Below are 22,712 nucleotides of genomic sequence, written 5' to 3'. Positions count from 1 at the left end.
AAGTATGACGATCCGGAGACTCCTATATCTTTTATATATCGTATCGCTGTTGGCGGCTTGCAACGAATCCAAATATCTGTCCGAAGGGCAGAATTTATATGTTGCCAATAAGGTAAAGACACAAACCACGGACGTCAAAAAAAAGAAGGCCAAAGCGATGGCCTCCGAACTGGGAGACCTTATGCGCCCACGCCTCAACAACAAGATCCTGGGCCTCCGTGTCAGGCTTTGGATCTACAACATCGCAGGGACAACTACTAAGGAAAAGGGGTTTAAACACTGGCTGAAATACAAGGTGGGTGAGCCCCCCGTCCTTGCTACCCCTACGTTGCTGGAAAAAAACCGGGACGTGCTGCAGAATCACCTGGAGAACAAAGGTTATTTCAGGGATACGGTCAAGCTGGAGGCGCCCGTGAAAAATAAAAAGCTCACGGCTATCTATACCGCGGTGTTTGGCCCGCAATATACCATACGGAATGTGAGCTTCCCCGGCGACAGCACCGACCTCGGCAGAAGGATCGATAGCGTCAAGCGACGGAGCCGTCTGCGAAAGGGTAATCCTTATGACCTGGACGTCATCAAGAACGAACGCGTACGCATCGATACACGGCTAAAACAAAGAGGGTTTTACTTCTTCAATCCAAACTATCTCGTGGTAGACCTGGATACCACCGTAGGCAATCACCAACTGGATATGTTTGTGAAGTTAAAGGATGAGACACCGGACGAGGCCCGCCAGATTTGGCGTATCAATAAGATAAAGGTATTTGCCGAATATGATCTGCATTCGGATACCAGCCGCAAGGGTGTCGTCATCCCCGGGGGTATACAGCTCGTCGACACCGCCCATCTTTTCAAGCCATACTTATTCAACAACACGATCATCTATAGGCCGGGAAGCATTTACGGACTCAATACGCACACACAGACCCTCAGCCGCCTTGTAAGCCTGGGCGTATTCAGATTTGTCAAGGCCCGGTACGAAAAATCAGATTCGGGCGCTAACCAACTCGCTCTCACCTATTATCTGAACCCCACGCAAAAAAAATCCATCCGGTTTGAAGTATCGGGTCTAACCCGGAGCGACAATACGACGGGCGGCGAAATATCGGTCAGCTGGCGTAACCGCAACCTGTTTAAAGGAGCGGAGCTGTTTACGACCAGCATTTATGCAGGCCTGGAAGAACAGCTGTTGGGCCAGGGCGTGAAAATAGGCACCAGGAGAGGGGGAGTAGACCTGAACTTATATTTCCCCCGTATCATATCCGGGCCATTTCATTGGAGCACCAGCAGCCAATTCGTTCCAAAGACAAGGATCAACCTCGGTTATGACCTTTTTGACAGGAGCAGTCAATATACGCTGACTTCCGCAAGAACAAGCTTTGGATATATCTTTAAACAATCCCTGGCTACTGAGCATACGATAACGTTACTGGGGATCAACTATGTCCGGCCCACCAATATCAACCCCAACTACCAGGCGGTGCTGGATACAACTATTGCCCTGGCAAGGGCCATAGAAACAAAATTTATCATCGGCAGCGTTTATAATTTCAACTACAATTCCCAGGCAAGGCCCAACCGGAAAACACATAATTTTTACCTTAATGGCAATGTGGACCTCTCAGGCAACCTTCTGGGACTGTTCACGGGCGCCAACCTCGACAAAGGCAAGGAAATCCACATTTTTAACACGCCCTTCTCCCAATACATCCGGCTGGAGGGGGATATCCGCCACTATCTCAGTTTTGGCAGATACAGCATGCTGGCTTCCCGGATCACCGGAGGCATCGGCATCGCGTATGGTAATAGTAGCACCATGCCTTTTGTAAAACAGTTTTTCGCGGGCGGTACCAACGACATCCGCGCCTTCCGGGCAAGAGCGCTGGGCCCCGGTTCCTTTTATACCGGCAATCCCAACAAAAATGCTTTCCTGCCCGACCAGCCCGGGGATGTCAAGCTGGAAATGAACCTGGAATACAGGACCAAACTGTTCTCCATCGTCCGCTGGGCGCTATTCATTGACGCAGGTAATATCTGGACGCGCACATATGACAGTTCCCGGGTAGGTTCCGCTTTCTCCAGCCGTTTCCTGAATGATGTAGGGGTGGGCATCGGCACCGGATTGCGCTTTGACCTCAGCATCATCGTCTTACGCGTAGACGTCGCTACCCCCGTGCGATATCCCTGGCTCCCCAACGGACATAAATGGGTGTTCAACAAAACCACCGACATCTCCAATATGGTGCTGAACCTGGCCATCGGATACCCTTTTTAGCAGGTGGAGGGTGGCATGGTTTTTTAATCCTTATAATGGAAACATGCCTATTAACGATCTAAATTCAGCTATATGTCAAACAACGATAATAAAAATAAACAGCAACAGGATTCTCCGGATAAGAAGAACATCGATCCCAAAAAAAAGTATATGCCGGACGGAACGGAAGAGCCTTCCCGCGAAGCGAACAGGGAAGCGAAAAACGATCCGGACAATCCGGACAACGCTCCAAAATTTGATGACAACCCTGATGAAACAAAAAAGAAAATTCCAAACCTATAATAAGAGGCCCCGCATCGCGGGGCCTCTTTGATTACATCTCATTAATGCTTAAAGTATTGTATCTCCCTTTCATGTTTCCTGGCCGCTTCCATGGAGTCAAAGGTCCCCAGGTTCCTTCTCTTTTTCGTCTTGGGGTCAATTTTGCGGGAATAGATCCTGAATTGCCCCGATTTTAGTTTGCGTATCATACAAGTAGTTTTAATGCACACTTGAAAAAATAGTGCCCCGTGGAAACGGGGCGCGATTGTATTCTTTTCTTTCAGGTTTATTGACTGTTATAGTTGTTAAAAAATTGTGCCACATGAACAGGGCCGGATAAACTGCGGTTTGTGCAAAAAATTCCTCAATCTTCCCGTCAGTCCCTTTCGGTAGCACGCTCGCATCCTTCTACAGGCTTGATTTTCACGGCCTGGTCCCCGGACTCCTGAATGGTATTGGATTTGAAATTATTTGTTAAAATGCTTCATTATGTACAATCATTCATTCAATTCGGATTTACCCTTTCTTCGGGAAAAGATACAGGAGCTGAAGAACGCGCTTTTCTTCAGCCAGCACAGCTCTCTTTTGAGAATGGCTACGACCATCGTCTCTATTTTAAAGGTGGATGAGTTGGGACAAATATGGTTTTTTGTGCCTCGTCCCACCCAGGCCCTCCAGGAATTCGACCGGGAATTTCCCGTAAAGCTCGAGTTCTTCCGCAAGGGGAAAGGGTTTTTCCTTCATATTACCGGGAAGGCTTACATCGTCAACGATCCGGAAGAGATCAATAGCCTGCTGTTCGACGACCTGAGACAACAGGTGTCACCCCATATGGTGCTGATAAAAGTAAAGATGGGAAAGGCGGATTATTTCGAAAGCGCCATGCGCGCCCGTCAGTCGGGCTGGTGGCGTGACCTGCGGACGCAGTTGCATGCCTGGCTTTTCAATACCCGTCCCGGTTACAAGCCCTATCAGCTGGACGCGCCCATGCCCATGCTAAGGCCGGTGGCATAGGTTTTGAATATCTATGGCGTATTAACCTAAAATATTAATTATGAAAAGATTGTCTAACCTTTGTTTTGCGGCATCACTCACTTTCTTTGCGATCAGCTGCGGCGGCAGCCAGCAGGACGCTACGAAAGATGCCAAGGATTCCAATATGACCAAAATGGACAGTACCGGCCGTGACACGGCTGGAGCGGGATCAGCTACCACCATTCCCGCCTCGGTCTCTAAGGATGACGCCACTTTTGTTGTCAACACAGCCGATGCAGGCATGACGGAAGTGCAGCTGGGACAGCTTGCCCAGCAAAAAGGAATGGCGCAGGACGTAAAGGATTATGGAGCAATGATGGAAAAAGACCATACCGCTGCAGGCAACAAATTAAAGGCATTGGCGGCGACGAAAAACATCACCCTGCCTACGGCTGTTTCACCTGATATGCAGAAGAACATAGACGACCTTCAGAAAAAAAGTGGAAAAGATTTTGACAAAGCATATATCAACATGATGGTCGACGATCATAAGAAGGTCATCAGCGCATTTGAGGACGAGTCAAAAAAGGGAACAGACGCTGATATCCGGGCTTTTGCCGACAGCACGCTGCATACCCTGAGGCACCATCTCCAGGAGGCGGAGAAGTGCAAGAAAATGCATTAAAAAAAATGGGCCTTCGGGCCCATTTTTTATTACTTTAAGCCTCAAGCTATTCCGATCGTAGTCCCTTCGCCGGCGAGGCCACCGCAGCTCTCAATGCCTCCGCCCCGACGGTGAGCATGGCCACCAGGATAGCCGCCCCACCTGCCATGATGAATACTGTCCACCCGATGGAGATCTTATAGGCAAAATTCTCCAGCCATTTGTGCAGCAGGTACCAGGCCACGGGAATGGCCAGCAGGATGGAGATCATTACCAGCCTGATAAAATCTTTCGTCAGCAGAACTACGATTTGCTGAGCGTCTGCTCCAAGTACTTTCCGTATGCTGATCTCCTTGGATCGCTGGCCGGCGGAAAAGACCGCCAGTCCGAACAAACCCAGACAGGCAATGAGGACAGTGAGACCCGTAAAGATATCCAGCACACCTGCCAGCTTATCCTCTGCCTTGTAACTGGCATTGAAGGCATCATCCATGAACTCATATTCGAAAGGAGCGCTGATGTTCCGGCGTTCGTATATTTTCTTGATGGCGGCAAGCGTATTGGGCAGGTTGACACCCCGTGCGATGCGGGCGAAAAGGACGCCCCGCCGCAATACATTCTCCGTTGTTACGCCGTCCTGCTGGATGAAGAGAAAAAGCCCATCTATCTTGGAATGAAGTGAATTGTAATTGAAATTCCTGACGACGCCCGCGATCGTATAAATCTTATTGTCCCCCATATGTATCCGTTGGCCGACGGGATTGGACGATAATTGCAGCTTGTCAGCGGCTGCCTCATTGATCACGATCTGCTGGTCGCCGGACAGCCGGGCGCTTGCCGGCCTGATCTTCCATTCGACGCCCAATACGGAAATGAAAGCCGTGTCGACTGCCAGGGTATGCATGAAGACGGGTTTGTCGGAGCCAGGTAAGATCACTTCGGACATATCATACCCCCTGTACATGGCATAACGGGCCGCTGCCACACCGCTGATGCCGGGCAGCTGCGCCACTTCTCTTCCAACGTCGGCGTAATGGCTTCCTATATTATAGAAAGGCACGGTAACGACGTTTTCACGGTTGACTCCCGTACCGGTGTGACGGAAAAAGTACAGCTGCCGTCCAATGACGATGCTGCTGACGATGAGAACTACACTGACGAAGAACTGCAGAACAGTGAGCATCCTTCTCAATCCGGCGCCTCCGGCCTGCCGGCTGACCTTGCCATACAACACTTCCACAGGCTTGAAGGAGGACAACACGATGGATGGATAAGCGCCTGCCACCAGGATGGTGATCAGCAGCAGGCCTGCAAATGCGGTCAGCACGCGGGGCTGATAAATGAAGTCTGTATCGATGGTCACGCCGATAATGTTGGAGAAATAAGGTTGGACAATGCTGAACAGCACCCAACCAAGCAGGAATGCCACCAGCGCATATAACGCCGACTCGACATAGAATTGTCCGGCTATCCGGCTGCGGCTGGCGCCGTTGGCCTTGCGGACACCCACCTCCTTGGCGCGTAAAGTGGCCCTTGCAGTAGATAGGTTCATGTAATTGATGAGGGCCAGCAGCAGGATCAGCCCTGCTACCAGTGGGAAGATAGCCAGGTACCTGGAATTATCGCCCCCCGTAAAGTTCGCCTCCAGATGACTGCTCATAAGGGGAGAGGCGATATAGCGGGCAGGCGCATCTTTATTGATCTTATTCTGCCCGGCAAGCCGGCGAAGGGTATGCTCCACATTTTCAGGCTTCGCATCGGGTGTTAGCTGGAAATAGGTGATGTAGTTGCCGAATACGACTTCGTCATCACCGCTGCCCGTCCGTCCGGACATCAGGCGCTCGCTGGAAAGGGAAGCGACAAGATCAAAGGTTATGCTGGAGTTGGAAGGCGCCTTTTCCGCCACGCCCGTCACCTCGAACGTATAAGCGCTGTCATAGCGCAGCAGCTTGCCGATGGGGTCTTCCCTGCCGAAATATTTAAGCGCGGTTTCTTCCGTGATGACGACGCCGAAAGGCCGTGTCAGCACATGATTGGGATTACCCTTACGCAGGTGAAAGGAGAAGAAGCGGAAGAAATTGCTGTCTGCAAAGATAAAATGACTTTCCCCGAACTTTTTTTCCGGAGCCGAAGGGTTGAACACGGATTTTTTCTGAGTGCTCGCCGCCATCCGCAACGTAGCCGCGACAGAAGGATCCGCCTTGAAAAGCGAGGGCCCGGTACCGGGACTCATTCCCGGTGTTTGCACGGTGTCGCCACCCATCTTTATCCTGGCATAGATGGAATAGATACGGCTGGCGTTCAGGTGAAAGCTGTCATAGCTATGTTCATGGATGACGAACAACAGGATGAGCAGGCAAGCGCTGATGCCGATGGAAAGGCCGCCGATGTTGATGAAAGTATACAGCCGATGGCGCACCAGGTTGCGAATGGCTATTTTAAGGTAGTTGCGAAACATAGTATTTTTTTGGGGCTACAAGCTGCAAGCCTCAAGCTACAAATGACTTATTAGGTCCTGGCTTGCAGCTTGCAGCTTGTAGCTTGCAGCTTGTAGCTTGCAGCTATTCTGTTTTAAGTGTTTTCGCCGGATTCATCGTCGCCGCCCGGATAGCCTGGAAGCTGACAGTGAACAGGGCAATGCCGATGGCCAGCACACCGGCCGCTACGAATGTTCCCGCGCCGATGGAGGTACGGTATGCGAAATCCTCCAGCCACTTGTTCATGGCCCACCATGCGAGCGGGAACGCGATCACCGCTGACAGGAGCACCAGCTTCAGGAAATCCCTGGAGAGCAGTCGGACCAGGTTTTCCGTGGACGCACCCAATATCTTACGGATGCCGATCTCCCTGATCCTCCGCTCTGCCGTGTACACGGAAAGCCCGAAAAGGCCCAGGCAGGCCACCAGGATAGACAGCGTAGTAAAGACGGCGAAAACATTGCTCATACGCTGTTCGCTGCGATACAGCGCCTCGTAGTTCTTGTCCAGGAAAGAGTATTCAAAGGGAATGCCGGGCGCAAGATCCTTCCATTTTTTCTCCGCCTGCCGCAAAACTTCACGGGTATGTTGCGCATTGGTAGCCGCGACGATAAAGTCGGTATTGGTATGGTAGGTCTTCGAGGTAGGATAAAACAGCGCGAAAGGTTCGACATTCGTGCGCAGGCTGCGGAAATTGAAATCCTTTACGACGCCTATGACACGGAAGGTCTGGTTGTTGCCGCCGGGATAGCTGATCCTTTTTCCGATGGGGTCCTTCCATCCCACGGTCCGCACGGCCTTCTCGTTCACGATGACGGCATCGGAATCGGCGAAGTTCTGCGAGAAGTTCCGCCCTTTGATGATCTGCAGGTGAAGGGCAGGAACGACGTGTTCGTCAGCTATGAAGGAAGTAAGGGTAAGGTCTTTTGCCAGTGGCTCCGTGACGCCCGTGGTCACAGGCGTGTAGAAATCTGTGAAGCCCGAATAATCGTCTGCCAGGGTGCCCGTGGACAAGCCCGCATGTATGACGCCAGGAATGGACGCGATCTGCTGCCGCAAAGACTCTTCCTTGCCCAGCAGAGCAGGCCCGTGATCGGTAAGCTTCTCCACGTTGGGAAAGATGAGGACATTGTCTTTATTCAGCCCTAGGTCCTTTGTCTGCATAAAGTTGAGCTGCCGGAATACGACCAGCGTACCGACGATCAGGGCGATGGAGATGGAGAATTGGAACACCACCAGGCCATTACGTACCAGTTGATTGCCGGGGCTTTTTGCAAACAGACCGCTGCCTTTCAGTATGGCTACAGGCCGGAAGGAGGTAAGGTACAGGGCGGGATAGCTGCCCGCCAGCAGGCCGGTGACGACGGAGATCACCAGAATGAACAGCCAGATCCCATGCTGAAAGATCTCCCGGAATTCCAGCGATTTGCCTGCCACCTGGTTGAAAGGCGTCATCAGGATAAACACCAGCGACAATGCGAAGAGGGTGGCGATACCTGTATACAGCAGCGCTTCGCTGAGAAATTGCCGGATCATTTGTCCCCTCAGCGAGCCCAATACTTTCCGGATGCCTACCTCCTTGGCCCTGCGCGCAGCCTGGGCGGTGGAGAGGTTCATGAAATTGATACAGGCCAGCACGACGACAAGCAGGGCGATAAAGGAAAAGATATAGACGTACTTGATATTTCCCAGGTTGGTCAGGGGCGTGCCCAGATCGGCGGAATGCAGGTGCACGTCCGTCAGCCGCTGCAGATGAAAGTCCCACCGGCCGCCCTTTTTGATGAACTCGCTGAAGGGCTGTCCGATGCGGTCAAAAGCATGAGCGGCATCCTTCCGCACCATGGCGGGGAACTTGCTTTCCAGCCGCGCGATGGCGGAAGGATCATGTGCAGCCTGCGGCGTCAGCACGACATAAGCGGTCATCTGGCACCATACCCAGCTCCAGCTGAAATGTTGTACGGGCCAGCAGTCCTGTACGGGCACCAGCATGTCGAACTGAAGGGAGGCATTCGATGGCAGGTCCTTCACCACGCCGGTGACCACGAAAGGAGCCTGGTATTCATCCATCGTCATGGACTGACCGACAACGGCCGTCTTGCCGAAATACTTTTTCGCCATGGTTTCGGTGATGACGATGGAGTGGAACTTCTTCAGGCAGCTGGCCGGATCGCCTTCCATAATGGCATAATCGAATACCTGCAGGAAATTGGAGTCCACGGCCCAGACATTCTTCTCCGTAAAAAAACGGCTCGCCTGGCCGCCTTCTCCATTCCTTATTACCTCACTGCCCATCCTGTAGATCCGGGTATAATCGGCTATTTCGGGAAAGGTCGCCCGCATGTCGATACCCACAGGCGGCGGCGTATTGGACGTATTGAACTCCTGTCCCCCGAAATTTGCATTCAGCGTCACCTGCCAGATCCGGTCCGACATCTTAAATCCCTTGTCGTACCCTTGCTCGTCCTGCACGTACAGCGTGATAAAGATCACACAGGTGAGGCCGATGGCCAGCCCGCCAATGTTGATCAGGCTATTCGTCTTATTACGCAGCAGGTTGCGCCAGGCAATGGAGAAATTACGTTTAAGCATATTGTTTTTTTTTAGCTACAAGCTACAAGCTTCAAGCTGCAAGCCAGGACTTAAATAATCACTTGTAGCTTGAAGCTTGCAGCTTGCAGCTCCCAGCTCCCAGCTGTGAGCTACTCAGTTTTAAGTGTTTTCGCCGGCGGTACCCGCGCCGCCCGTATCGCCTGGATCGAGACGGTGAGTCCGGCAATGAGCAAAGCCAGCAGACCGGCCCCGGCAAATACCAGGATATTTATATGTACCTTATAGGCATACCCTTCCAGCCACCGGTGCATCGCATACCACGCGACGGGCGTAGCCACCAGGATCGCCAGGACCACAGGCCGGATCAGGTCTTTGGAAACAAGCCGGACAATGCCGCCTACACTGGCGCCCAATACTTTCCGGATGCCGATCTCCTTTGTCCGCTGCTCCACGGTAAAGGTCACCAGGCCGAAAAGACCCAGACAGGCGATGAAGATGGCCAGTGCCGTGAACACCAGCAGCAGGCGTCCCTCATGTTCCTCCGTCGCATACTGCTTCTGAAAGTTCTCATCCAGGAAATGGTATTCGAATGGCGAAGCCGCATCGAATGTTCGATACGTCGATTCGATCTGGTGGATGGCCGCAGGTATATTGCTCCTGCTGACACGTATATAGCAGTTATCCCCCTCCTTCGGCACCGGCGGCAGCTGCAGGAGCAATGGCTCGATCTTATGCTGCAGCGAATAAATGGAAAAATCCTTCACCACGCCGATGACCAGCGCATCCTGGGTATGCCCCTGCTGGTCCGTGCGTATGCGCACTCTCTTGCCTAAGGCTTCCTTCCACCCCAGCTCCTTCACCAGCGCCTCATTCACCAGTACGGCGCCATGCAGGTCCGCCGGCCGGTCGGCAGCAAAATTCCTCCCTCGCACCAGCGGGATCTGCAGTGTGCTCAGATAGCCGGCATCGATATAAAAGCTTTGTACCATCCTGCCCGAAGGGGCGATCTCCCCGTTGTTCTCCTCGAAATTAAAGCTGTTGCTGCCAATATCGTTATTGCCGATGGGATTGCCTGCGACGGCAACACTTTCTATCAGCGTATTGCGGAGCAGCTGCGTTCGCAGATCGGTGAAGCGGGCCCGTACGGCCGGATCATGTATATGAAAGGTCAGCACCTGCTGTTTGTTGAACCCAAGGTCCTTGTCGTGCATATAATGCAGTTGCTGGTAGAGGATGGTACACCCCGCGATAAGCACAATGGTAATCACAAACTGGAAGGTCACCAGGGATTTACGGAAGAGGATGCTGGCCTGCTGGCTGCCCTGCTGGCCTTTCAGGGCCGGAATGGTCCGGAACGCGGAGAGGAACAGGGCAGGGTAGATACCCCCCACCATCCCCGTGAGCAGGGAGAAGAGCGACAGCGCCAGCAACGTAGGCGTCATCCCAAAGCGCCACAGGGTCAGCGTTTTCCCGGAAAGCTGGTTGAAAAAAGGGATCAGCATGCCGGCCAGGACCGTGGCAATGGTGGCGGCAATGAGGGTGAACAGCACCGATTCGGCCAGGAACAGCGCGATGAGCTGCCGCCTCCCGGAACCGATCACCTTACGCACGCCCACTTCCTTCACCCTGATGGAGCTGCGGGCCGTCGCCAGGTTGATATAATTGATGATGGCAATGATGAGTATTAACCCTGCGATGGTCGAGAAAAGCCAGACATAGCGGATATCGCTGTTGTTATAGCTGTCGTCATAGCTCAGTCCGGTGGAATGGAGATGGATGGATGTCAGGGGCTGCAGCCACATGTTATAATGCGTTCCCTCACCCATAAAAGGCTTCAGGTGACGTTGAAAGAAGGCGGGCAAACGGGCTTCTACCTGCTCCGCCTTCACGCCTTCGCGCAAAAGGACATAGGTGTACTTGGAAAAATTGGGCCAGCCTTCCCCGGAAAGGTCGGGCATGGACCGTAAGGCGCTGAACGCCAGGTGCGAGTTGGCAGGCACGTCTTCCATGACGCCTGTCACTTTTTGAGGCCCCCCATGCTGGAAAGTCACGGTCTTGCCCAGGGCCGTGGCGGCATCACCAAAGAGTTTTTCCGCCAGGGTTTTCGTCAGCACAATGGACCCGGGAGCAGACAGCGCCTGGCGGTCGTCTCCCGACAGGAATGAGAACTGGAAAATGGTCAGCAACGTGTTGTCCGCGAAAAAGATATCTCCCGCCTCGATCTTCTTATCCTGGTAGACCAACGTTCCGCCTCCTTCAGGATCCATACGGGCAGCCTCGGTTATTTCGGAAAAATCTTCTTTCAGGGCCCCGGCGAACGGCGCGGATGTGGGCGCCAGCCGGAACTTTCCGCCAGCCCATTCGGCACTGTGCACCACCCGGTAGATACGATCCGCATTGGCGACCCATCTGTCATAGCTCAGCTCGTCGGCGATGTATAAGGCCATCAGCCAGAAGACGGCCAGTCCAACGGCAAGACCTGCTACATTCACCAGGGAAAAGACCTTGTGCTTTTTTAAGTTCCGGAACGCGATGGTGAAGTAGTTCTTTATCATCTTTTCTCACGTTTGTAAGTTAAATGGGATCAAACTCGTGCCACTCTTCTAATTTAATGATAAATAATTGATTATGTAAATCCTTGTCCGTTTATTGTTCGTTTTCGATACATTGCCTGTAACATTCCCGGAAATATTACGTCAATCCCATTGATAATGTCATTAGAAGTCTTCCAACAGCGCATTTTGCCCATGAAGGACAAGCTTTACCGGCTTGCCCTCCGCCTGCTCCAAAATGTGCAGGAGGCGGAAGATGCAGTGCAGGAGACGATGATCAGGATCTGGGGCCGGCGGGAAGAATGGGACAAATGGAAGAGCCTGGAAGCCTATTGTATGATCTCCATGAGGAATGGCTGTCTTGACAGGCTCCGGAAACAAAAGGTGCAGCCGCTGCGAGAAGAAAAAGCCTGGGAGGTCGCCAGCGCAGATAAAGACCCGCTGGAAAAAATGATGGCGAAAGAAGCAACGATACAGATCAGGAAATGCATGGACGGGCTTCCGCAGCACCAGCAGTTGGTCATCCAGCTGCGGGAGATCGAAGGCTTCAGCTATAATGAGATAGCCGACGTGCTGGACATGAGCCTGGACCAGGTGAAGGTAAACCTGTTCAGGGCCAGGAACGCAATAAAAAGATCAATCATTAAATCCACAGCTGAATGGAACGGGAAAGCATAGCCGCCTTGCTGGAGCGATACTGGCAGGCTGAGACAACGGTGGAAGAGGAGAAGACCCTGGCCGCCTATTTTCGCGGAGGCAACGACATTCCTCCGGAATGGGAGCCCTACCGCGGTATCTTCTCCTTCTTCGCTGAAGAGGCCGAAGTGAGGGCCGGCCAGGACCTTGAAGAGAAGATCCTGGAACACATCCGCCCGCTGCCTGCCGTGGGGCCTGCCCGCACCCGTCTCCGCTTCGCCTGGTGGGCCGCCGCCGCAGTGATCATACTGGTTGCCGGACTGGTGCCGTTGTTGCAGCCTGCCCCGGAGCCTGCTGTCCCTTCGGTAGCCCAATATGCCAGCCGCACCCTGAATGATGCTTCTATAAAAGATACCTACGACGACCCGCAGCAAGCCCTGGCTGCCGTCCAAAGAGCCCTTTTCAAGGCCTCGGTAAAAATGAACAAAGGGCTTCATCCTTTAAAATAATAAGATGCAGGATAATCTTAAAAAACTATTCTTTCTTCCCCTCCTGTTCCTGGCGACAGCCGTATTCTCTCAGGACGACGCCATTGGAAAATTTTTCGGGAAGTACGTGGAAGACAGCCGGTTTACAATAGTGTCCGTCAGCCCGAAGATGTTCAGGCTATTGGCGAAGGCCAACTGGGATTCCATTCCCCCCGACCTGAAGCAGACGGTGACCAGCCTCCATAGCCTCCGGATACTCAGCACGGAGACCACACCCCGCCAGTTCTATAAAGAGGCGCTGTCCAGGATCGATATGAAAGAATATGAAGAGCTCATCACAGTCCGGGACAAGAACGACAATGTACATTTTGTAGTGAAAGAGAGCGGAGGGACCATCCATGAATTGCTGATGATCGCCGTTGACGAGGACGGCTTCACCCTGATGAGCTTCGTGGGGGACATTGACCTGGATAAAATGTCGAAACTGTCTTCCTCCCTGTCGATCAAGGGTATGGAGAATTTGAAAAACGCTAAAAGAAAAAACAGATAAACATGAAAAAGCTCTTTCTTCCCATCGTAATTTGCCTGCTTGCCCTTACAGGCGGCGCACAGACCTCCGCCTCTTTTTCCATCGATCCATCCTTTATGCTGACCGCTAATTTCAAGGGCAGCAGCGAAGGGGACTGGATCCACAAGGTCACGCAGCTACAGGTGATGGTCATGGACGGAAAACAGGCGGCCGACGCCCGGCAGTGGAGCAAATTGTCCCATGACCTCCGCGACCAGCGTTTCGAAGACCTGTTTAGTATCCGCAAAGGCAACGACAGGTTGCAGCTGATGTCCAAAGATGGCCGGCAGGGCCTGAAAGAAATAGCGTTCCTGGCAGGTGACGGGGACGGCGGGCTGTTCATCCGGTTCGCCGGTAAGTTTACCCAGCACGACCTGGACGAGATGCAATCATCCCTGCGCGACAACAAAGAGCAGTAAATCACTGACTTGACGAAAATCAATATTTACGCCCATAGGTGTTTTCACGTATGGGCGTTTTTATTTAATCTAAAGAATTCACCTTAAATTTAGGATTCACTGCAAGCTGACAATTAACATCCCGGATAAGGATCCTCGGTAGCCCCCAAACAAACTGGTTCGCCCCATTTTTAAACCTAATACCATCGTAATGATCAGGATTCTACTGGCGGATAACTATACTATTATCAGGAAAGGGGTCCGGCAGATACTTTCACAGGCTTATCCGAATGTCCAGATCGAAGAGTTGGAAGAAGGGGAGGAGTGGACCGAAAAATTGCATGCAACTTCCTGGGATATGATGATCTCGGATCTGCCGATGCCCGACAGAGGCGGGTTTGACACGTTGCAGCGGATCCGCCAGCATTACCCCCATCTGCCTGTTCTCATCCTGACTTTATATCCCAAGCAAAATTATGCCGTGCGGGCCCTCAGGGCCGGCGCCGCGGGTTTCATCGGCAAAGACGCCGCCCCCCAGGAACTGATCACCGCAGTTGCCCGTATCCTTTCAGGTAAAAAATATATCTCCCTTCCCGGAATGGAAAATTAAATGGGGAATTTCCCATAAATTGGATCGCATTAACGATCTAATTATGAAAAGAAATGAATTTCTCCGTAAAGGCCTGATGGCTGCCGCCGGCTTTTATATCGTACCGCGTCATGTATTAGGAAAAGGTTTTATAGCTCCCAGCGATCGCCTCTCCGTCGCCGCAATAGGTGTCGGCGGCAAGGGTGAGGTAGACGTCAATTACATATCCGGCAGCGGGAAGGCCGACATTGCCTTCCTCTGCGATGTCGACGACAGGCGTGCTGCCACTATCCGGAACAAATTTCCGGCTGCGAAATACTATAGAGACTACCGCGAGTTGCTGGATAAGGAACACAAGCACATCGATGCCGTCAGTATATCGACCCCGGACCATATGCATGCCGTGATCGGCATGGCCTCCATGCAGCTGGGCAAGCATGTTTATATCCAGAAACCCCTGACCCATGACATCTACGAAGCACGTATGCTGACGCAGGCCGCCACACGCTATAAGGTGGTGACCCAGATGGGCAACCAGGGCGCTTCCGGCGATGGGGTCCGGCAGCTCGTAGACTGGTACCGAGCCGGCATACTGGGAGATATCACCGAAGTCTACTGTTTTACCAACAGGCCGGTGTGGCCCCAGGGCATTCAATGGTCTGATAAAAAAGCCCCCGTCCCGGCCGGGCTGGACTGGAACCTTTGGCTGGGCACGGCCCCCTATAGGGATTATGTAGATAACCTGGTGCCTTTCAACTGGCGTGGCTGGTGGGACTACGGTACGGGCGCATTGGGTGACATGGGCTGTCATATCATTGCCCCCGCCTTCCAGGTGCTGGAGCTGGGCTATCCTACTGAGGCGGAATGCAGCGTCGGCAGCGTGTATGTCGGCGAGTTCTCCCGTGGCTATTTCCCGGACAGCTGTCCTCCTTCCTCCCATATCACTTTAAAGTTCAAAGGCGCGGCGGGCAAGCCTGATGTCAAGCTCCACTGGATGGATGGCGGCATACAGCCGGAACGTCCCGATGAGCTGGGGCCCAACGAGATATTCGGGGATGGCGACAACGCCACCTATTTCATCGGCACCAAAGGCAAGATGATGTGCGCCACGTATGGTCAGAATCCTCAACTGCTGCCCACTTCCCGTACGGCGCAGACGACGGTGCCTCAGACCATTGCAAGAGTGCCGGGAGCCGATCGCGAAGGCCATTATAATGCCTGGGTAGAAGCTTGCCTTGCCGGCTATGGCAGCGACAAAGAAAAGAACCTCAGCAGCAACTTCAAGGTGGCAGGCCCCCTCACCGAATCGGTGCTGATGGGCAACCTGGCTATCCGGGCCTATGATATCCGACATCCCAGGGCCAACAATGGCTTCGACTACCCGGGCCGCCATATCAAATTGCTTTGGGATGGCACAAACATGAAGATCACCAACTTCGACGAGGCCAACCAGTTCGTCCGGCGGACCTACCGCCAGGGATGGAGCCTCTGAGGAGCATTTAACAGATAAAACGATCGCTATGTCATTTCAATTGCTGGCGCCGGAACAGTCTCTCCTGTATGAACGGGATGGATTTGTTGTGATAAAAGGGCTTTGCTCTTCGGAGGAAATAGACAAACTGTACGCGGCGGCCCTTGCCGACAATGCCATGAAGAATAATGCGCTGGACCTGAACGACCAGACAGGCAAGAAGACCCGCCTTTCCCTCTGGTTCACGCCTGGTGACGACGTCTTTGGCTATTTTGCGCGAAGCCGTCGTATCATCGATACTGTCTGGCAGCTGATGGACAGTGATGCGCCCGTTTGCCATTTTCACTCCAAGCTCATGCAGAAAGAGCCCAGGGTGGGAGGGGCCTGGGAATGGCACCAGGATTACGGGTATTGGTACAAGGATCAGTTCATGTTCCCCGATCAGATGATCAGCGTCATGCTGGCCCTCACCCCGGCCAATAAAGAAAACGGCTGTCTGCAGGTAATTCGCGGCAGCCACAAAATGGGCCGCGTCAACCACGGATTTGCCGGTGAACAGGTGGGCGCCGACATGACAATGGTGGAAAATGCCCTTCGCACGATGGAACTGGTATATTGTGAATTGGAACCCGGCGACGTGCTGTTCTTTCACAGCAACCTCATTCACCGCAGCGAGGCCAACCTTTCGGAGTATCCCCGCTGGTCGCTGATCTCCTGCTACTGCTCGGCATCCAATATAGCTTACAATGAACATTCAACTGCCTGGAAAGTGCCCGTCGACACGGTGCCCGATGAGGCCATCCTCCAATGGGAGACGGGCCCGGCGGACCAGAAGGATTTTCTGCGAAAGGAAAATGACGCCGCACTGAAGAAGTAGCGTGCGACGGCCCGTGCGTTAAGGATTAGGGCTTACTGCCGTCCACCCGCCATCCACGATCAGCGTCTGCCCGGTGATATGGCGCGCCTGTGATGAGACAAGGAACAACGCGGCCTCCGCAATGTCCGCTACGCCGGCGGGACGCCCCATCGGCGTTAGGGATGACCAGGTACGCTCATAGCCCGCATCGCCGGCAGTCCTTTCGGTCATGGTAGCGCCGGGTGCAACGGCGTTTACTGTAATACGATAGGGCGAAAGTTCGATGACGAGATGCCGCGCAAGCATCTCCAGCGCCGCCTTGCTCATGCCGTAGGCCGCAAGGTCCTTATGGGCCTGGTGTCCCGTGACCGAAGACATGAAGAGAATGCTGCCGCCTTCACCCTGTCGTTTCATTTGCAGGGCCGCCGCCTGCGCCAGGAAAAAGCTGCCTCCCAGGTTCACCTGCATCACCCGGTTGAATGACGCCTCTGTATACGTTAGAAAATCTCCAAACAAAGTAATGCCTGCATTCGCGATCACAATATCCAGCCTGCCGCTGATGGCTACGGCCTCCTTCACCATGCCCCTGATAAAATCAACATCCCCCGCATCGCCCGCCATGGGGATGCAATCATTCCCCAGCCGTTCCGCCGCCTGCTGCACGAGCGTCTCATCGCTGTCATTCAACAGTACCTTCACCCCGCGGGCGATCAGCTGCCGGCAGATCTCATAGCCAATTCCCTGTCCTGCCCCGGTGACGATGGCCGTCTTATTTTGCATGTTACTAAGATAAGCAATCCGGCCGACTCAGGCCTCCCGGTCGAAATAGATCTTGTAATAATGCTTGCCCACTGCCTCGTCATAACCTTTTTCGATGAGCTCGCGATCCCCATGCACATAAATGTGGAAGTTCTTGTCCAGCTTGATAACGCTTTTGAACACACGCGCCTGCTTCTTCACAGCCTGGGGGGAAATGAAGAATTCATCCGAAGGGGCCATAGGATTGGATTCTCTGTACTGCTGGTCGAATTGCCGGAACGACTGGATAATGTTCTCATGGTGCAGCACTTCCGTCTCGAACTCCGCCTTATTGAACTGGTCGTGGGTCTTGAAATAATCCATCGAACGGTTTAGCAGATCTATCTGCTCCGTCCGGGATACTTCAAACTCACCCGGCATCTGCTGCGTGACAAAATTCTTCGTAATGGTGAGAAAGCCCTGCGTATGCAGGAACTCGTTCTGCTGGATCAACACCCCCAGAAATTTGTCCTTCCAATACTGCGCCTCTTCCCCTTTGCCGTTGGAATCGAAGATCACCAGCTCGTAACCCTTTTCCTCTTCCTGGCGGAGAACAAGACAACCTTTGTCGATCCGGGAAAGCTCGGCCCCTTCTTTCACCTGAAAATGGAGCTGCTCCGCGCTGGGATCGATGTCCGCAAACAACGATTTTGTCTCCGCTTTGAAAAGCCCGACGGCCTCGACAGGCTGTTCCCCGATGAGAATGTCTGTAAAGTGAGCAATATACAATTCGCCAGGCTTTATCTTTGGATGCACCGAGACCTCGTAAAGATGGGCCGCCATAAGCTCGGACTGGGCCTGGAATGTTCCGGGTTCATTGAATACGGCCTTCACAAAATTATACACCTCATGGTAATCCAGCGAAGAAGTATGGTGAAAGGAATAGCGCTCATGGCAGTCTTTAAACCGGGCAAGCAGCGCCTCGCACAGCCGCACACGGCTGTCGCTGTCCAGTTCCTGCTCCTGCTTCGAAAGCAGCAGGGCCTGGCCGTTCTGCTTGTTTCCCGTATAATGGACGGCAATTCTGGTTAATGCGGCTTCCGTAAATAGCATATAAAAGATCGCAAATATATACTAAAAATGAAACTCACCCGAAGTCACCTCCTTACGATCGTTTACTGCCTGTTCGTGCTGCTATACACCCTTTATATATCACCCCGGAAACATGGATGGTATTACCTGAAGTTCCTGCTCATCAGCGGCTACCTGTACTTTATACTTCAAGGGATCCTATTCCGCTCCAGGAACTGGGGGGTGCTCCTCCTTCTGCCACCCGCGAATTTGCTTACAGCAGTGCTGATGGGTTACATCTTATTATTTATCCTTCGTCTCGGTGGCGGCACCTTACTGGACGCCGACAGACCCGACATGATCGTCCTCTCTCTTATCTATCTTACTTTATCTTTTTTCTCACTTCGATTTATTTCCACTAAAAAAGCTGCAAAGAGGAAGAAGAAATAAAAAATTAAGAACAATAACAAGACCAGCCGCAACGTTTTTATCCCTTCCTCTTTCTAACCAACAACAGCCAGCGGACCAATCGAGACGTATGCTACAAGCTTCGCAAAATGGGCTTCCATGTCAACGATGAAGACATTTTCACCTGCGCTATGGCCACCGCAAGATACCTGGCATCCAAAAAAGCACAGGGCACCGCCTATGTCATCGGTGAAGGCGGCCTGCTGACGGAACTGCACAACATCGGCTATTCCATCGTCGACGATCATCCCGATTATGTCATCATCGGGGAAGGAAGGACCATCATGCTGGAGTCCGTCGACAAAGCCATCAACATGATCATGGGCGGCGCTAAGCCCAGCCCTGTCATGATGCGCATGGCCCGCAAAGTATTGGGGCTTTCCACCGATGAGACCATCATGATCGGCGATACGATGGGGACGGATATCCTGGGCGCAGGGTCCATGGGCTTCACGACCATCCTTACCCTTTCAGGAGTTACCAATGCAAAAGACCTGGAACACTACGGATATTCTCCCGATTTCATCATCAATTCCGTAAAAGACCTGCTGGACGAGCAGCTTTTCAACAGCGTGCTGCAGCCCCGGCAGGAAACCTTTTCCTTTGCCTGAATAAAGCCTTGAATCTTCTCGTTTTATATATTTGGTTTAACGAAAATTCGTATAACGATTAAATTAATCTAAGGGTTTATACAATAAAATATCCCTTAATCCCTTTTATATTAGCAAATTTTTCTTTAAGTTGACTTGAAAATCCAATCGTTAAAAACCAATTTTTATGAGACCCAACCCCCAAAACCTGTTATTCCCCCCCGGGCACCTGCGACGCGTCCTTTTACACAATAATTCCTGATTGATCCTTCGCCATGCCTTCCGGCAAAGCGTCCGCTATCAGGTATTCTGAACTAAAACCGTATCGTATGACTGCCCCCATGAAACCGACTATACTGACCCTTTTGAATGTATTCAGCAACTCAGGCCGCCGCCGGAAATTACTTTCAGCGCTGGTCATCGGGCTTGCTTTTATAGCAGGTCTCCCCGTCAACGGGGAGGCGACGCCGGTCGGTCCTCATTCCGGGGCTGACAATATGACCATTACGATCACGAAGGATTATTCCATCATCAATGACATGCCCGATATCATAACGGTGCATATCGAACCCATTCCTTCTCCCCCGGAGGATATCACTTTTAATATCAGTAAGTTTGGCTATACTCCTGTCATTACAACGGACGTTAATGGCAACGCGGTGCTATCCTTTAAGGGAACGATCGTCGGTCCCGTGGATGTGGAGGTAATAAGGAACGGGGTGACCGTCGCCACCGTCCAGGTGCATTTTATTGCTGCTCCAGGTCCGATCGATCTGGCAAAAAGCTATCTCACCGTGGTGCATAGCCCCGAAACAGCCAGCGGCACGAACCAGGACATCGTAATGGCGCATCTCATAGATATTTATGGGAACCTCGCGTACAGCACTCCGGTGGATTTCGAGATCGTATCGGGGACAGCCAGCTTTGTGGCCGGTCCGTCATTGACTACAGGTGCTAAAGGCAGCGCCAATCCCGGAGAAGCGACTGCCACCCTGGTAAGCACGGTAGTGGGCGATGTGGTCATAAAAGCCAAGACGCCTGATGGTTACATCGGCAATACGGTGACGGTGCAATTCATCGCAGACGTACCTGATCCTTCCCAGAGTTATATTGAAGTGATACAAAATCCGGCGGCTGCGGATGGGGCTTCCGAAGACATCGTGAGGGCGCATATCCTTGACCAGTATGGCCATCTATTGAATGTGCCGGTGACTTTTAGTATACTTAGCGGCACCGCAACCTTTAGCAGCCCGTCATCGGGCTCATCCACCGGCGGTACCATCGATGCAAAGCTGGTCAGCAACACTGTGGGTAATGTGAAGGTCGGCGCTACGGTAAAAATAAATGGTGTCGATGTGTTCATCAAAGGTAGCGGCGGAGGTACTGACGTTACTGTCAATTTCATAGCGGGCCCGCCGGATGTCACCAACCCCCAGACCATGCTGGTCGTGGATAAAGGCATCGCGGCGGCTGACGGCGTAGACGCCAACAACGTTCATGCCCATTTGGTGGACAAGGCTGGCAACCTGATCAATTATCCCGTAGATATAAGCTTTTTCATTATCCCCAGCGGCTCGGCCGACGCTACCGCGGTGCTGATAGGCAGCGCCACTGGCGTGACGCCTGTCAACGGAGATTTACCATTGACGATTACGGATCCGACGGCGGGCACGGTGCAGATAGGCGCAAAGGTCACGTACACATACAAGGGGGTGACCACGACCGTCATCATTACCAATGGCAGCCCGGCATCGGTGAAATTCGTAGATCCCAGCATCCCGGATCCTTCCAATCCGGCCAACATGTTGGTAGTGGACAAGGCAACCGCAACAGCCGATGGGGTCGACTTTACGCAAATTCACGCCCACCTGGTGAATGCCGCTGGCGGCGCACTGAAGAACGTATCGGTGACCATAGATTTTTTCATTATCCCTTCCGGCGGCCCGGAAGCTACGGCGGTGCTCTCATTGATAGGAAGCCAGACAGTGACGACGAGTCCCACCGGGGATGTCATTCTGACCATCAAAAATACCAAGGTCGGCACTGTAAAACTGGGCGCTAAATTCAACGGTGTCGCCATCACCACTGGCAGCCCTGCCCCCGTAACTTTCGTCTCAGGCGTTGCTGTACCTAGTGCACCCAATGCACCCAGCGGCACCGGCACCATGCTGACCATTACAAAAGATTTCGCCCCGGCCAACGGTGTGGCTACCGACATCGTGAATGCCCACATCACCGATGCGCTGGGCAATCCAGTTCCGAACACAGTAGTTACCTTCTCCATACGGGCAGGCGGCACTTCCACCGCCACAGCCGCGCTGGTGGGGTCAGTGACTGTAACAACAGACGCAAGTGGCAATGCTATTATGAAGATCACCAATACAGTGGCTGGTACCGTATGGATCGATGCGACGATCGACTACAACGGTAACCCCACGGCGCTGATAGACGGCAGCTATAAGGAGGTGACATTCACCAATTTCCCGGATGTGACCAATTCCGCCACCCGGCTGATCGTCATCGTATATGAAGCCCTGGCCGACGGCACCTCTACCACGGTGGTAAAAGCCCACATAGTGGATCAGCACGGTGACCCATTACCCGGCTGGGACGTCGCCTTCAAGGTCGACTCCGGCGCCGCCCAGATCATCACGCCTGGTCCATGGACGACTGACGCCAATGGCGACGTCTCCATCGAGCTCACCAGCGGCAAACCCGGCTTTGCGCTGATAACGGCTACTGTCAACGACCAGGCCATCACATTCGGCAGCCCGGCACGCGTGAAGTTCGCCGCCATCAATATCTATGTGCCGCCGGTATTCACGCCCAATGGCGATGGTAACAACGACGTGCTGAAGCCGATACTGGTGGGCATATCCGCCTTCCATTATTTCAACGTCTACAACCGTTGGGGTAACCTCATCTTTACGACACAGGACCCGAATAATGGATGGGACGGCAGGTTCAAAGGCGTACCGCAACCCGTAGAGACGTATTTGTGGATCGCGGAAGGAGTTGATCTCAACGGGAAGAAGATCGTAGCGAAAGGTATGACGTCGCTGGTGAAGTAATTCGCCGGCTG

Annotated in this window: 20 protein-coding genes and 1 pseudogene; 15 read left to right on the top strand and 6 right to left on the bottom strand. The window is 52.9% G+C overall.

Features of this window, described 5'->3' with window-relative positions:
* Positions 1-4 precede the first annotated feature (4 nt).
* A complete protein-coding gene (gene tamL, locus Q4E93_RS07940; protein ID WP_303584072.1) occupies positions 5-2,278 on the top strand; it encodes a translocation and assembly module lipoprotein TamL in 2,274 nt (757 codons plus the stop codon).
* Between the two features lie 72 nt (positions 2,279-2,350).
* Positions 2,351-2,560: a hypothetical protein gene (locus tag Q4E93_RS07935; RefSeq protein ID WP_303584070.1), complete on the top strand. Its 210-nt coding sequence runs from the start codon at positions 2,351-2,353 to the stop codon at positions 2,558-2,560.
* Positions 2,561-2,601: 41 nt separating this feature from the next.
* Here the strand turns inward: Q4E93_RS07935 and Q4E93_RS07930 are convergent, their stop codons facing one another.
* Positions 2,602-2,748, bottom strand: coding sequence for a hypothetical protein (locus Q4E93_RS07930; protein WP_303584068.1), 147 nt, complete (start codon positions 2,746-2,748; stop codon positions 2,602-2,604).
* Between the two features lie 280 nt (positions 2,749-3,028).
* Between Q4E93_RS07930 and Q4E93_RS07925 the strand changes: the two genes are divergently transcribed.
* Together Q4E93_RS07925 and Q4E93_RS07920 are read left to right on the top strand one after the other, a co-directional pair.
* The gene (locus Q4E93_RS07925) at positions 3,029-3,553 is read left to right on the top strand and encodes a pyridoxamine 5'-phosphate oxidase family protein (RefSeq protein ID WP_303584066.1); all 525 of its coding nucleotides are present in this window, start codon (positions 3,029-3,031) and stop codon (positions 3,551-3,553) included.
* 40 nt (positions 3,554-3,593) lie between these two features.
* Positions 3,594-4,199: a DUF4142 domain-containing protein gene (locus Q4E93_RS07920; protein ID WP_303584064.1), complete on the top strand. Its 606-nt coding sequence runs from the start codon at positions 3,594-3,596 to the stop codon at positions 4,197-4,199.
* A gap of 46 nt (positions 4,200-4,245) precedes the next feature.
* On the opposite strand, the gene Q4E93_RS07915 is transcribed toward Q4E93_RS07920, so the two are convergent.
* The 3 genes from Q4E93_RS07915 to Q4E93_RS07905 form a co-directional block, all read right to left on the bottom strand.
* A complete protein-coding gene (locus tag Q4E93_RS07915; RefSeq protein ID WP_303584062.1) occupies positions 4,246-6,636 on the bottom strand; it encodes an ABC transporter permease in 2,391 nt (796 codons plus the stop codon).
* A gap of 103 nt (positions 6,637-6,739) precedes the next feature.
* Positions 6,740-9,244, bottom strand: coding sequence for an ABC transporter permease (locus tag Q4E93_RS07910; protein ID WP_303584061.1), 2,505 nt, complete (start codon positions 9,242-9,244; stop codon positions 6,740-6,742).
* Positions 9,245-9,354: 110 nt separating this feature from the next.
* Entirely contained in the window at positions 9,355-11,760 is a 2,406-nt protein-coding gene (locus Q4E93_RS07905) for an ABC transporter permease (protein ID WP_303584059.1), read from the bottom strand.
* Between the two features lie 156 nt (positions 11,761-11,916).
* Between Q4E93_RS07905 and Q4E93_RS07900 the strand changes: the two genes are divergently transcribed.
* From Q4E93_RS07900 to Q4E93_RS07870, 7 genes are all read left to right on the top strand, one after another.
* Positions 11,917-12,435 (top strand): RNA polymerase sigma factor, encoded by a 519-nt coding sequence (locus tag Q4E93_RS07900; RefSeq protein ID WP_303584057.1) that lies wholly within the window; start codon positions 11,917-11,919, stop codon positions 12,433-12,435.
* A complete protein-coding gene (locus tag Q4E93_RS07895) occupies positions 12,417-12,902 on the top strand; it encodes a hypothetical protein (protein ID WP_303584056.1) in 486 nt (161 codons plus the stop codon). Before Q4E93_RS07900 ends, Q4E93_RS07895 begins: the two co-directional genes overlap by 19 nt.
* Positions 12,903-12,906: 4 nt before the next feature.
* Positions 12,907-13,431: a DUF4252 domain-containing protein gene (locus Q4E93_RS07890; RefSeq protein ID WP_303584055.1), complete on the top strand. Its 525-nt coding sequence runs from the start codon at positions 12,907-12,909 to the stop codon at positions 13,429-13,431.
* A gap of 2 nt (positions 13,432-13,433) precedes the next feature.
* Entirely contained in the window at positions 13,434-13,868 is a 435-nt protein-coding gene (locus tag Q4E93_RS07885; RefSeq protein ID WP_303584054.1) for a DUF4252 domain-containing protein, read from the top strand.
* 190 nt (positions 13,869-14,058) lie between these two features.
* A complete protein-coding gene (locus Q4E93_RS07880) occupies positions 14,059-14,457 on the top strand; it encodes a response regulator (protein ID WP_303584052.1) in 399 nt (132 codons plus the stop codon).
* A gap of 43 nt (positions 14,458-14,500) precedes the next feature.
* Positions 14,501-15,928, top strand: a complete 1,428-nt coding sequence (locus Q4E93_RS07875) for a Gfo/Idh/MocA family protein (protein ID WP_303584050.1) — start codon at positions 14,501-14,503, stop codon at positions 15,926-15,928.
* Positions 15,929-15,956: 28 nt separating this feature from the next.
* A complete protein-coding gene (locus Q4E93_RS07870) occupies positions 15,957-16,784 on the top strand; it encodes a phytanoyl-CoA dioxygenase family protein (protein WP_303584049.1) in 828 nt (275 codons plus the stop codon).
* Positions 16,785-16,802: 18 nt separating this feature from the next.
* Here the strand turns inward: Q4E93_RS07870 and Q4E93_RS07865 are convergent, their stop codons facing one another.
* Complete coding sequence (locus Q4E93_RS07865; protein ID WP_303584048.1) at positions 16,803-17,543, bottom strand: SDR family NAD(P)-dependent oxidoreductase; 741 nt, start codon at positions 17,541-17,543, stop codon at positions 16,803-16,805.
* Between the two features lie 27 nt (positions 17,544-17,570).
* Positions 17,571-18,614 carry a nucleoid-associated protein gene (locus tag Q4E93_RS07860; RefSeq protein WP_303584047.1) on the bottom strand — a complete coding sequence of 348 codons (1,044 nt, stop codon included), beginning with the start codon at positions 18,612-18,614 and terminating at the stop codon, positions 17,571-17,573.
* Between the two features lie 27 nt (positions 18,615-18,641).
* Between Q4E93_RS07860 and Q4E93_RS07855 the strand changes: the two genes are divergently transcribed.
* The 4 genes and pseudogenes from Q4E93_RS07855 (at position 18,642) to Q4E93_RS07845 (ending at position 22,701) form a co-directional block, all read left to right on the top strand.
* Positions 18,642-19,022, top strand: a complete 381-nt coding sequence (locus Q4E93_RS07855; RefSeq protein WP_303584046.1) for a hypothetical protein — start codon at positions 18,642-18,644, stop codon at positions 19,020-19,022.
* 50 nt (positions 19,023-19,072) lie between these two features.
* Positions 19,073-19,258: pseudogene (locus Q4E93_RS34420) on the top strand (TIGR01457 family HAD-type hydrolase); the annotation flags it as partial.
* 66 nt (positions 19,259-19,324) lie between these two features.
* Positions 19,325-19,651, top strand: coding sequence for an HAD hydrolase-like protein (locus Q4E93_RS34415; protein ID WP_368501866.1), 327 nt, complete (start codon positions 19,325-19,327; stop codon positions 19,649-19,651).
* Positions 19,652-19,971: 320 nt separating this feature from the next.
* Positions 19,972-22,701: an Ig-like domain-containing protein gene (locus tag Q4E93_RS07845; protein WP_303584045.1), complete on the top strand. Its 2,730-nt coding sequence runs from the start codon at positions 19,972-19,974 to the stop codon at positions 22,699-22,701.
* Positions 22,702-22,712: the final 11 nt, after the last annotated feature.

Origin of the sequence: Flavitalea plasmicola (assembly GCF_030546645.1) — a bacterium.
In the GTDB taxonomy this organism is placed as follows: domain Bacteria; phylum Bacteroidota; class Bacteroidia; order Chitinophagales; family Chitinophagaceae; genus Puia.
The sequence above is the reverse complement of the archived record's forward strand: the minus strand, read 5'-3'. Positions and strand labels throughout refer to the sequence as shown.